The following is a 12,527-nucleotide window of genomic DNA, read 5'->3' on the forward strand; positions in this document are numbered from 1 at the left end:
TTTATTCATCTGGTTCCGCGGCGGCAAGATAACGACGCACCAATCCGACAAACTCTTCAGGTGTTCTATCGAGATCTTGCTCCGAAATGAAAACGTCATAATCATAATAGCTACGCTGATACTTCATGCGATTCGCAAGCATGGCCTGTAAGCCTTTGAATTCTTCCCCTTCGGCGTTTCTATATATCGTTGAATCTAAGACAATGTCCTCAAAGGTATCCCCTTGCTTGTTTTGCTTTGCCCCAAGATAGAGTAGGGCGCGCTGGCTCAATAAAATCTCGGTCGCAATTCTAGGGCAGATGCTATTTAGATACGGGGAATAGTGTTTAAGCTTAATTCCTATCCAAGGTAATGGTTGGTGCCAACCCTCGTTTTCATAAGTGCAGATGCCCACTTTACTGATGTTGTTCCATTTCACTACCCAGCCGCCTTTAAATAGGTGCTGCTGAAAATGGCTGGCAGTAAGAGTGAAACGAACGGTGCTCTTGAGTATCAGCAGATAACCAAAGCCTCCCAGGGTGATGATCGTGACAATGCTCAATACGGCTTGTTCATATCCAGGCGCATAGAGTAGCAAAATCAGACAGCCGATAGCCATCAATCCCCCCAACCACTTAAGAGTAATTGCAGAGAAAATAAACGGTTGATTGGTGAGGTGTACGGTTTCCATTTTGGTTCTACTCTAAACAACAAAATACATCTGTTTATATAATCAGTGGTTTACGTATTATTGCCAATACTATTGATTAAATTGTAGTCTTAAGTCGTCATATCGCGTATTTTTGTGCCATAAAGCCGCTCATACCCTGTAAATGTGAACAAAATTTTGGTATAAATCGCGCTTCAAATTTTCACCACTGCTCCGTATGCAGTGAAATGGAGAAATACTCGATGAGACTTGCTCATAAGCGTAAAGTGCAGCTGAAACTGCAAAAGCGCATTAAGGCGACAGTTGCAACAGTAGAAGCAACAAAGAATGCTAAGCCAGAAGTTGAGAAAAAAGTAGCTGTAAAACCAGTTACGGAGAAAGTGGTAGCTGCGGCTAAAACAACTGACGTTGCGCTTACTCCAAAGCAGCAACAAGTACTAGACATCGTTGTTGGCAACGCTGAAGGTATCAACCCTAAAGGTATCGGCCTAGCGGCTGGTCAAGAAGATGCAAAAGCAGCATCTTGGGCAACAGGCGCTCTTAAAAAACTTCTAGAAGAAAACCTAGTAGTGAAAGAGCAGCTAGCTGGCAACAAAGTTATTTACAAAGCCGTTTAATAGCCAATAGCCTATCTCTAGTAATCATTGCAGAGAATACATGCTTGAGAGCCTCGACATTGTCGGGGCTTTTTCATTTCTGATATTTAATAATTCTATCTCTGTCACACATCTTATTATTTGCTCAATTAATTTCAAATAACTTCCACTACGTATTTAACGCATAACAATGATTATTGGCTTTGGTGTAACTATCTGTTTTATTAAATTATTAACATCTAGTTGGTCAATATAGTACGTATATATACGTAATGCTTTGGTTTAACTTAAAGGAAAGCTGTTAAATATTGTCCGTGTTCACGCTGATTTTATGTTGCTGATAGTTAACTCACTCTATAAGTGAAATAAAAGGTACCTAGAAAGGTATGATCGTTAAACAAAGGACGTGAACATGAGTCTTATTAAACAATCTCTAAAACGAGTATTAAAAGGCACCGCTATGGCAGCAGCACTTGCTGTTATGGCCACATCAGCAAGTGCTGCTGAAAAAGTTTATCGCTTGAAATTGGCTGAAACTTGGGGACCGAATTTCCCAGTATTCGGTGACGCGACTAAGAATATGGCGGCAATGGCTGAAAAAATGTCGAATGGCCGTCTACAAATCCGTATCGACTCTGCGAACAAACATAAAGCACCTCTAGGTATTTTCGATATGGTGAAATCTGGTCAGTACGATCTTGGTCACTCTGGCTCATACTACTGGAAAGGCAAAGTACCAAACACACTTTACTTTACTTCTATGCCTTTCGGTATGACACCTGCTGAGCAGTATGCATGGTTCTACCATGGCGGCGGTATGGAGCTAATGGAGCAGGTTTACTCTCCACATAACCTACTGTCATTCCCAGGTGGTAATACAGATATTCAGATGGGTGGTTGGTTCCAAAAAGAGATCAACTCAGTAGAAGATCTACAAGGCCTGAAAATGCGTATTCCTGGCTTCGCGGGTGAAATCCTAGCGGAACTGGGTGCTAAGCCAACAAACATTGCACCGGGTGAACTTTACACGTCACTAGAGCGTCGTACGATCGATGCGCTAGAGTGGGTTGGACCTTCACTTGACCTGCGTATGGGCTTCCACAAAATCGCACCTTACTACTACACAGGTTGGCATGAGCCAGGTTCAGAGCTTCAATTCCTTGTGAACAAGCGCACTTACGAGCGTCTACCTGAAGATCTACGTGAGATCTTACGTGTAGCAATGCGCACGGCTGCTTACGATATGTATACTCAAGCGACTCACGAAAGTGGTAAAAACTGGGTTTCTATCAAGTCTGAATACCCAGATGTACAAGTTAAAGATTTCCCACCAGAAGTTATGGGCGCTCTACGTGAAGCGAATGACCGCCTACTTGCTAAGCACGCTGAAAAAGATGATTTAGCGAAAGAGATCCAAAAATCCCAAGCTGATTACCTGAAGCAAGTGCGCTCATGGACTGATATCTCACACCGCGCGTACCTAAATAGCCAAGCTCAATAAATATAACAATCTACTAGGGTAGGTGACATGGTCACTTACCCTATCAAAGCCCAAGAAACCTATTTATATAACTTGTCGTCACAATTGAAAGTGACGCTATTTCTAAATTCCATGGAGTAGGGAATGAGAAGCCTAATTTATGTAGAGCGCCTATTTAATCGCTTTGGTGATTTCTTAGGATGGCTTTCAAGCATACTGTTTATCTTATTGCTCGCGAATGTCGTATATGACGTGGTGATGAGATATGTCTTTAACGATGTTTCAATTGCGTTCCAAGAGATGGAATGGCACTTATTCTCAGCGGTATTCCTACTCGGTGTTCCTTATGCGATTAAAGCGGGGGGACATGTAAGGGTCGATCTTTTCTATGAGCGCTTATCTCATAAGGCGCAATCCATTATTGATCTACTCGGCACGCTATTCTTCTTGCTTCCATTCTGTTTGCTGGTGGCGTACTACGGTATCGACTTTGCGAAAGAGAGTTATGCACTAGGAGAGACATCAGGAGATCCAGGTGGCTTACCTTATCGTTGGGTCATTAAAGCGATGATCCCGCTTTCATTCTTGTTTATGGCCATCAGTGGTGTTGGTTTGCTGCTGCATTCATTAAACAAGATTTTTAACCCGCATCTCATTCACGCTCAAGAACAAAAGTAAGGAGACAACAATGGTCGGTATTGTAATGTTTTTTGTTGCCTTGTTTGCTTTGCTACTCGGCTTCCCTGTTGCGTTTACCTTTGGTGGTATTGCGCTCATCTTTGGTGTGTGGGCAGAAGGTATGGAAATGTTTGCTTTCATGCCATACCGAATCCAATCCATCATGGAAAATACAGTTTTAATGGCTGTTCCGTTATTTGTCTTCATGGGACTTGTCCTGCAGAAAACGCGCCTTGCGGAGCAGTTACTTGAATCTATGGGTAAACTGTTTGGTGGAGTACGTGGTGGTATAGCGATTTCTACCGTACTGGTTGGTGCCTTACTGGCGGCGTCGACTGGTGTTGTTGGTGCTTCTGTCGTTGCTATGGGTCTTATCTCGCTACCGGTAATGCTCAAGTACAACTACGATAAAGGTCTCGCCTGCGGCACTATCTGTGCGTCGGGCACGCTAGGGCAAATCATCCCACCTTCGATTGTACTTATCCTGCTGGGTGATGTACTTGGTGTGCCAGTTGGTGACTTATTCCAAGCTGCAGTTTGGCCGGGCCTTGTCCTTGTTGGCGCTTACGTTATCTATATTCTGATTTATGCCAAGCTTAACCCAGAAGCGGCTCAGCCTATCCCAAGTGAAGGTGATATTAGCCGTAAAGATGAGGTGATTAAGGCGCTGAAAGCGGTTGTTCCACCACTAGCACTGATTGTTGTCGTATTAGGTTCTATTTTCGCAGGTGTTGCGACACCTACAGAATCTGCGGCGCTTGGTGGTGCCGGCGCGATCGTCCTTGCGGTATTGTACCGTCAGTTTAGCTGGTCAATGGTTTATGCTGCGTCTAAAGAGACGGTAAAAGTGACCGCAATGGTATTTGCAATCCTATTAGGTGCAACCGCCTTTTCGATGGCCTTTACCTATACAGGTGGTGACTACCTTGTTGAAGAGTGGATGCTGCAAATTCCGGGTGAGAAATGGGGCTTCCTCATCATCACCATGCTGGTCATCTTAATCCTTGGCTTCTTTATCGACTTTGTTGAAATCTGTTTCATTATTGTGCCTATCTTAGCGCCAGTCGCTGAGCTGATGGGAATCAATATGACCTGGTTCGCTATCCTGATTGCGATGAACCTGCAGACTTCGTTCCTCACTCCACCGTTTGGTTTTAGCTTGTTCTACTTAAAGGGCGTCGCTCCAAAGGGCGTAACCACTCGAGATATCTATCGTGGGGTAATGCCATTTATTGCAATCCAGATTCTTGTCTTGGCCAGCTTGTTGGTCTTCCCAGAATTTTATGGAATGTGATCGAAAAGTTACGTTAATTAGGTAACAACTGATAAAGTGAGGCTGCTTGCCATAAAGGGAAGCAGCCTTGTTGTTATCTGAGGAAAAGGAATGCCTCTACAAGCCAAACTGATCCTACTCAGTTTATTGCCATTATTACTCGTTACCGCTTTAACTAGTTGGATCTCGATTCACCAGACTAAAACGCTTGGTGAGAAAGAGATTCAAATTTTTGAAGATGGCTTAATCCGCTCGAAAGAAACCGCGCTTAAAGATCACGTCGACCTTGCTTTTGACGCTATTTCTCATATCTATAATGATCCTGATATGCCGGAAAATATCGCCAAGCAGCAGGTGAGAGAAATCTTATCTAAGCTTCGCTATGGCAAGGACAAAGATGGTTACTTCTTTGCTTATGATGAACAAGGGACCAACTTGGTTCACCCAATCATGCCAGATCTCATCGGGCAGAACTTACTGCACATTCAAGATGAAAATGGCGACCATCTTATTGAAGCCTTACTCGCTCAAGCACAGAATGGGGGGGGCTTTCATCAATACTTATGGCAAAAACCCTCGACAGGAGAGAACGTCACTAAGCTCAGCTACGCGGCATGGTTAGACAAATGGGACTGGATGATTGGTACGGGTTTGTACATCGAAGATATCGCCTACGAGGTTGCTAACCTTAAGTCTGAAGTGAATAAAAACATCGAGACGACTTTCTTTTCGGTAATCGTGATTATGCTCGTGACCGTCGGCGTTATTGTGGTTATAACCCTAGCGGTGAACTTACATGAACATCGCTTGGCCGATCGCAGTTTAAAAGAGTTGGCCCACAAAACAGTAATGTTCCAAGAGGACGAGAAAAAACACCTAGCGCGAGAGCTTCATGATGGTATTAATCAGCTCTTGGTTTCGAGTAAGTGTCATTTAGAGCTACTGGCCAGTAAGATTGATGATGCGCCGCTGCAGCAGCATATCGTGCAATCGCAAAATTCACTGATGACCGCGATTAATGAAGTTAGACACATTTCCCATAACTTGAGACCAAGTGCGCTTGATGACATTGGTCTTGAAGCAGCAATGAACAGTTTGTTGCTAGACTTTAAAGCACACTCAGGTATGGCGATTGAGGCGTCCTTATCAACTCAGCCCGGTAAGTTGAAATCAGAGGTTGCGACAACGCTCTATCGAGTGGCACAAGAATCACTAACCAATATCGAAAAGCACGCCAGCGCAAATAAGGTTAGTGTGATCTTGCAGCAGATGGGTAACATGCTACAGCTCATTATTCGTGATGATGGCGTCGGTTTCGATGTGAACGCAACATTGAGAAAACAAGGCATTGGTCTTAGGAACATGCGTGAAAGGGTCGAGTTTATCGGCGGCGATTTCGAAATTGAAAGCGAGCCCGGATTTGGCACTGAGATAACCGTATTACTGGAATTGGATGGATTAGTTTATGGATAAGCCAATTAAAGTGGTGATCGTTGATGATCACCAAGTTGTACTCGATGGATTTATCGCGCGCCTGCAAACTGAACCTGATATCGAAGTCATTGGCTCTGCGAGTAATGGTGTGGAAGCGGTGGAGGTCGTCAAAGAACTACTTCCGGATGTTGTGTTGATGGACGTCAGTATGCCACTGATGAATGGTATCGATGCGACGCGTATCATCAGAGACTCAATACCTGATGCAAAAGTGCTGATGCTTACCATGCACGATAATCGTGAGTACATTATGAAGGTCATGCAAGCAGGGGCGGTAGGCTATATGCTGAAAGAGATCTGTGCCCAACGAATGGTACAGGCAATCAAAACGGTTTATCTTGGCTCGACCTACTTTTGTGAGTCCGCGACACAAACACTGTTTTCTCAGGAAGTGATTCCAAATATTCAAAAGCCCAATCCATTGAGCCGTCGAGAAGAAGCCGTGTTAAAACTGGTTGCTGAGGGCAATAGCAGTAAGAAGATTGCGTCACTGCTAGATATCAGCTACCGCACCGTTGAAACCCATCGTCAGAACATTAAGCACAAGCTAGATCTGCATAGTACTGCCGAGTTAGCTAAATACGCGGTTGAGCAAGGTATCGTCGTGTAGCCGAAGTGTAATGATTGTAAGTAAAGCGGTAGAGAAGAGCCAAAATTGATAATATAGAAATATCGATAATAATCAAACTGATATTATGACGTTTCCAAAAAATATTCATGAAAACTATCACGCTCACATCTATTTCGACCAAGCGACAAGTGGGGTAGCGAAACAGTTACGCCAGCAAGTGATCGAGCAATTCTCTCTGCCTGTCGGTAACTTTAACGAGAAATTGGTCGGCCCGCACTTAATGTGGAGCTTTTCTATTACGTTTATCTCATCAGATTTCGAGTCGTTCATTGTTTGGCTAGAAAAACATCGTCAGTCATTTTCTGTTTTAGTTCACGCATTGACGGATGATGACCTCAAAGATCACACCGACTTCGCTTATTGGTTAGGAACGCCTGTAGAGCTCAACTTGTCGTGCTTGTAGAGTCTGAACAATAAAATTTGTCGTAAAGGTAATTAGCTTGATTTGTGGCTGGTGGCTGCGTTTGTGTATAAGGCGTCCTTGATTTAATCACTGGACAATAGCCATTCATGAACCAACTTATCGATGCTCTTTTTACACAGGGTTACTACGTTTGGGACGACTTCTTATCAGAAGATGAAGTATCACAACTAAGAGACTCTATTCCGGAAGATTGGAAAAAAGCACGTATTGGGCGTAACGACGAAGTTATGCGTGAAAGTGCAATCCGAAGTGACAAAATTCAGTGGCTTCGTCGCAATATGGGCCAAGCAGTTGGGTCATTCTTAGATAAGATGGAACAGATTCGACTTGAAGCGAACCGCCACTTTTTCCTAGGTTTGTTTGAATACGAAGCGCACTTTGCAAAGTATGAAAAAGGGGACTTTTACCAGAAGCATTTAGATTGCTTTAAAGGTAATGAAAACCGTCGTCTGACAACCGTATTTTATATGAATGAGTCTTGGTCGGAAGAAGATGCAGGCGAGCTAGTCGTCTACGATCTTGACGATAATCAGATTGCGACCATTCCACCAAGATCGGGTCGTTTATTTGTGTTCTTCTCTGAGCAATTTCCTCACGAGGTATTACCAACTAACGCGGAACGCTACAGTATTGCTGGTTGGTTTCGCGTTAATGGCGTGAAAGATAATCAGCTAGATATTGCTCACTGACGCTTATAAGCAGAAGTGACAATTTTCATCGGTTAATCCAAAAACACCTTTCCGACTTGAGAGGTGTTTTTCTCCCTCTTCAACCCCCATTTGATAGCCTTCAATCAATACCTCTTTTTTCATGGTGAGCCGCTTAACTGAGAATGACTCAGGTGGAGCAATAACACGAATAATGACGCCTTTAGGTGGGTTACGAATAAAATCCAATGATTGATTGTAGCGTCTTGCTCTTTCTTGCATTGCTTGACCGATCATCGGGTGTTTCTTTAATAGCCTTTTTATCAGCCAAGAACTCTTACTCTGAGGCATCTCGTAACTGAGTGGATGAGAGAGCACCACTGTTATTTCTGTTGCTCCACGTCGATACGCTTCAATAACAGGAATTGAGTCAGCAACCCCGCCGTCAGCATAGCAGCCTCCAGAAAAGCACGGCGTTTGCTTATAGGCGATTGGCAGCGCTGCAGTCGCTTCCAGTACCTGCTCTATATTTTCTGAGGTGACGTTATAATAGTCAGCCTTACCTGTTTCGATGTTGGTTGCAGCTGCCCATAATGGGGTAGTGGAAAACAGTTTATTTCGGTCTAGCGGATAGCTATGCTCCGATTGCGAGACCAACCACTGTACATCAACAAGGCTTCCTCCTTTTAGAAACCGTTTAGGATCAAAGAAGCGGCGATGGGTCGCTAGGTTGGTTATCACCTTATAGCTTCGTTTTTGCTGCTTTGCTAGGTAGCCGACAAGATTTGAGGTACCGGCAGAAACGCCAATCGCAAAGTCGAAAGGAAAATAATCACTCTCAATAAAGCTGTCCAATACACCCGCAGCAAATATGCCTCTCATGGCACCGCCTTCCACAACTATCGCTTTCATAATCTCTATCAATTCTGTCAAGGTTTAGGGCTAGTTTAAAAGCTTGCTAACAATGACTGAAGTGGGAGATATAGATAACTGTAATAGGTGCTGCCTATCACTTTTTTGATAAGAATTACCTATTGAACATATAGGTTTAGATGTTTATGTCTATACTTAATAATGGGGTAAGGTTATTCCTATCAGAGAGTTACGGATTGTAACTGGTTTTATATACAGTAAAGTGCTTGACGTAAACTTATACCTAACTATACTGGATATAGATACAGGTAACTGGAGGTGTACTATGTTGTCAGAAACAATTGAACGCGTTAACCGCCTACGCCAACAAGCTTTGGCCGATCCAGCTTTTATCCAATCAGCTAAGGCGCACGAAAAGGCAATACATAGCCAAGATAGTCAGCACGCATCAAGATCAAAGAGTGCAAAGCCTAGGAAAGATAGAACGCTTGCAGATATCTACCAGCAAGCAGAGTTTGGGCAGCGAGATGACACTGCTAACCACTAGAATATTAAACACAGTAAGAAGGCAGCCATTGGGTTGCCTTTCTCGTTTGTAATAGGCAAAAAAAATGGCCGCATAAAGCGACCGTACAAACAGGAAGTAATGGATACTCAGAGCGGTTGTTATCGCGTCTCAGCCACTAAAGTAAGTTTAGACCAAGTTCTGTTTTATGCGAGTTATTCAGCTATATTGCATATTTTTTTATTGAAATCGTAATTACGCCGTTAATTTTAGGTAGGTTAATATTTTTATTGTCTTTTGTTTGTTGGTGTAAGTATCTGTTGTTTTGGATTTGTGTGGAGTTTTCGTAATGTTTCCTATTAATTTTTAAGACCAAAAGACTTAGAATGTGTAGCATGAATTGATCGGTGACAATGAAATAGAAGATTCGTTTTAGATGTACGCGATATAGCTCACACAGGCTCTAACTATCAATCACATTTAGGCGTAATATTGCACCTTCCTGAACGGTAACTCCGGAAATAATAATGGACAACAAACTCGGCTTGAGTTCTTTAACAGCGATCGTCATTGGTTCAATGATTGGTGCTGGTGTATTTAGCTTGCCACAAAATATGGCTTCAGTGGCAAGCCCTGCCGCCGTGATCCTTGGTTGGACGATCACGGGGGTTGGCATGATTTTTTTAGCTCTTTCCTTCCAAAAGCTCGCGATGCATCGCCCTCATGTCGATAGCGGCGTATTTGGTTACGCGAAAGAAGGCTTCGGCGACTTCGTTGGTTTTTGTTCTGCGTGGGGCTATTGGCTCAGCGCAATGTTAGCCAACGTTTCTTATCTGGTTATTGTGTTTAGTACTTTAGGCATGTTGTTTGATACACCTGATAACATCATCTTTGGTCAGGGAAACACACTGATTTCGATCGTTGGAGCATCGTGCTTGCTTTGGATGGTGCATGCACTGGTGTTACGTGGCGTACAAACTGCTGCATTAATTAATATGGTGACCACTTACGCTAAGTTGGTTCCGTTACTTATTTTTATTATCGCTGCACTGTTCGCTTTTAGCTGGAATACGTTTACGTTAGATTTCACAGGTCTGCACTTCGGTGAAAGTCACGATCTTATGTCACAAGTAAAAAGCACCATGCTAGTGACGGTATGGGTGTTTATCGGTATTGAGGGAGCCGTTGTTGTTTCTAGCCGAGCTCGTAACCGTAAAGATATCGGACGCGCAACCATACTTGGCCTGCTAACTGCACTCTCGATTTACGTGTTTGTTACCCTGTTATCGATGGGGGTTGTAAAACCGGTTGAACTTGCGAGTTACCAGAACCCTTCAATGGCGAAAGTACTGACGCACATCCTTGGCCCGTGGGGACAATACATCATTAGTGTTGGATTGTTGATCTCGGTTTGTGGTGCGTTTCTTAGCTGGACGGTACTGGCATCAGAAGCGCCATACCTATGTGCGAAAGAGAAGATGTTCCCGAAAAAGTACGCTGAGCTTAACAAGGTGGGCAGCCCAGTTAAACCGTTAACTTTGACCAACGTGTGGATTCAAATTTCGCTAATCTTTGTCATGTTTGCAGGGAGCACTTACGATACTTTATTGATTATCGCCTCAGAAATGATCTTAGTGCCTTATTTCCTTGTTGGCGCTTTTGTTCTCAAGATCGCAATTGAAGAGAAGAATCGAGGTAGCTTACTACTGATTGGTGCGGGAGCGACGGTTTACGGAATTTGGCTGCTGTATGCGTCAGGCCTTAATTACTTACTCCTCTCAGCACTGCTTTACTTACCAGGGCTGTGTTTCTACATCCAAGCGAAGAAAGAGCAGGGGGTTAACCCTTTCGAAGGCAAAGAAAAATTTGGAGCTGGAATGCTAGGAATCGTCGCGATTGTTACCGTAGGAATGATTTGGCAGGGCAGTTTGAGCGTAAGCTTCTAATCACAAAAAAGCCCCCGACTATTTGTCGGGGGCTTTGTTTATTTGGATAACAACTTATCGATATTTGGCAGTGTAACGGTATCTTAAGCTGTCTAATATAGTAAATATCAAACCCGCCCAGATGAAACTAAAGCTGACGAGCTTCACTTCATCAAACGCTTCTCCAAATAAGTATATCGCCAAGAAAAACTGGATAGTCGGTTCGATGTACTGCATCAGTCCAATCGTCGACATGGTCGTGAGGCGAATCGCAATGGAGTAGAACACTAAAGGCAATAGTGTCGCCGGAGCCGCACCGATATATAAAGCAAAAGTAACTGCGCCTGAATGCAATGACTCGGTACCCACTGTCAGTTCTTTCAGCAAGATATAACCGAGCGCCAATGGCAACAACACAAGAGCCTCGACAAATAGCCCTGTACTCCAGTCATAGTTAGCTTTCTTCTTACACCAACCATAAAAAGTGAAGAATATCGCCATTGTTAGTGCGGTATAAGGTACTTCTCCATAGTGAAAAATTTGGTAGCTTAATCCAATACACGCGAGTACAAGTGCGACCTTTTTACCAAAAGATAGCGACTCTTTTAATAAAAATACGCCAAGGGCCATCATAGTGATAGGGCTGATAAAGAAACCTAAACTTGCGTCAATTACTCGATCATGGGTCATAGCCCAAGTGAACGCACACCAAGATATAGACATCATTAGTGACGCAATGGTCGAGTATATAAGTGAGCGTTTATCTGCCCAAATTACACTGAAATCCGGTAAACGTTTGGTGATCAGCAACACGATTACGGCCCCAAATGGTACAGAAGCAATCAGTCTTACTGCCAATAGCTCATCGGTAGCTGCACTTGGCAAAAATTGATAATAGAGGGGAAGTAGACCCCACAGAAGGAAGGAGAAGGCAGCCATCCCATTGCCTAAACGTTGCTCAGACATAATGACTCTCAAAGGTTAAGTAATTGAGGGGAATTTATGCCGACTTGCTCTAAAAGTAAAGTGAATATATGGCGTTTTAAAACATGCATACCAACCGCTTATTCCAGTCAATCTTGTCATTGCTGAACTCTATTGATTCGCGCAAATTAGCGTTCGCTTAGTGGCGGAAAACTGGACATTTACCAGGAGTCAGTACGACTTGGTGGCGGTAAGAATCTTTAGAATGAGACGTTCGCAAGTAAAAGTTTGCTCGTATGAGGCGGCTTTTCGCTTTAAGAACATTAAGTTTAAATTAAGTTGCTGTATTTATTGGTTTAATTGGTTGGTATTAAGTTTGCTTCGTATGCTGTTCACAATGTTGTCTACCTGAAAGGTAACCATAAGGA

The 12,527-nt window shown here is 43.4% G+C and carries 13 protein-coding genes; 10 read left to right on the plus strand and 3 right to left on the minus strand.

Features of this window, described 5'->3' with window-relative positions; translation table 11 throughout:
* Position 1 precedes the first annotated feature (1 nt).
* The gene (locus ACU01J_RS15510) at positions 2–670 is read right to left on the minus strand and encodes a DUF2982 domain-containing protein (protein WP_481086528.1); all 669 of its coding nucleotides are present in this window, start codon (positions 668–670) and stop codon (positions 2–4) included.
* Positions 671–891: 221 nt separating this feature from the next.
* On the opposite strand from ACU01J_RS15510, the gene ACU01J_RS15515 reads away from it, so the two are divergent.
* From ACU01J_RS15515 to ACU01J_RS15550, 8 genes are all read left to right on the plus strand, one after another.
* A complete protein-coding gene (locus tag ACU01J_RS15515) occupies positions 892–1,266 on the plus strand; it encodes a MarR family transcriptional regulator (RefSeq protein WP_481086529.1) in 375 nt (124 codons plus the stop codon).
* A gap of 391 nt (positions 1,267–1,657) precedes the next feature.
* Positions 1,658–2,746, plus strand: a complete 1,089-nt coding sequence (locus ACU01J_RS15520; RefSeq protein WP_004414308.1) for a TRAP transporter substrate-binding protein — start codon at positions 1,658–1,660, stop codon at positions 2,744–2,746.
* Positions 2,747–2,869: 123 nt separating this feature from the next.
* Positions 2,870–3,403 (plus strand): TRAP transporter small permease subunit, encoded by a 534-nt coding sequence (locus ACU01J_RS15525; protein ID WP_481086530.1) that lies wholly within the window; start codon positions 2,870–2,872, stop codon positions 3,401–3,403.
* 10 nt (positions 3,404–3,413) lie between these two features.
* Entirely contained in the window at positions 3,414–4,697 is a 1,284-nt protein-coding gene (locus tag ACU01J_RS15530) for a TRAP transporter large permease (RefSeq protein WP_481086531.1), read from the plus strand.
* 90 nt (positions 4,698–4,787) lie between these two features.
* Entirely contained in the window at positions 4,788–6,149 is a 1,362-nt protein-coding gene (locus ACU01J_RS15535; RefSeq protein ID WP_481086532.1) for a cache domain-containing protein, read from the plus strand.
* Positions 6,142–6,780, plus strand: a complete 639-nt coding sequence (locus ACU01J_RS15540) for a response regulator (protein ID WP_481086533.1) — start codon at positions 6,142–6,144, stop codon at positions 6,778–6,780. Before ACU01J_RS15535 ends, ACU01J_RS15540 begins: the two co-directional genes overlap by 8 nt.
* Positions 6,781–6,865: 85 nt before the next feature.
* Positions 6,866–7,204 (plus strand): DOPA 4,5-dioxygenase family protein, encoded by a 339-nt coding sequence (locus ACU01J_RS15545; protein WP_481086534.1) that lies wholly within the window; start codon positions 6,866–6,868, stop codon positions 7,202–7,204.
* Positions 7,205–7,311: 107 nt separating this feature from the next.
* Positions 7,312–7,914 carry a 2OG-Fe(II) oxygenase gene (locus ACU01J_RS15550; RefSeq protein ID WP_481086535.1) on the plus strand — a complete coding sequence of 201 codons (603 nt, stop codon included), beginning with the start codon at positions 7,312–7,314 and terminating at the stop codon, positions 7,912–7,914.
* Between the two features lie 3 nt (positions 7,915–7,917).
* Here ACU01J_RS15550 and ACU01J_RS15555 read toward each other — a convergent pair whose 3' ends face one another.
* The gene (locus ACU01J_RS15555; protein ID WP_481086536.1) at positions 7,918–8,784 is read right to left on the minus strand and encodes a patatin-like phospholipase family protein; all 867 of its coding nucleotides are present in this window, start codon (positions 8,782–8,784) and stop codon (positions 7,918–7,920) included.
* A gap of 286 nt (positions 8,785–9,070) precedes the next feature.
* Here ACU01J_RS15555 and ACU01J_RS15560 point away from each other — a divergent pair, with 286 nt between their 5' ends.
* Both ACU01J_RS15560 and ACU01J_RS15565 read left to right on the plus strand, forming a co-directional pair.
* Complete coding sequence (locus ACU01J_RS15560) at positions 9,071–9,292, plus strand: hypothetical protein (RefSeq protein ID WP_481086537.1); 222 nt, start codon at positions 9,071–9,073, stop codon at positions 9,290–9,292.
* Positions 9,293–9,777: 485 nt separating this feature from the next.
* Positions 9,778–11,196: a basic amino acid/polyamine antiporter gene (locus ACU01J_RS15565; protein ID WP_481086538.1), complete on the plus strand. Its 1,419-nt coding sequence runs from the start codon at positions 9,778–9,780 to the stop codon at positions 11,194–11,196.
* 54 nt (positions 11,197–11,250) lie between these two features.
* Here the strand turns inward: ACU01J_RS15565 and rarD are convergent, their stop codons facing one another.
* On the minus strand, positions 11,251–12,141 hold the full coding sequence (gene rarD, locus ACU01J_RS15570) for an EamA family transporter RarD (RefSeq protein ID WP_481086539.1): 891 nt from the start codon (positions 12,139–12,141) through the stop codon (positions 11,251–11,253).
* Positions 12,142–12,527 lie beyond the last annotated feature (386 nt).

The organism is Vibrio sp. 2433-A1 (assembly GCF_056726085.1).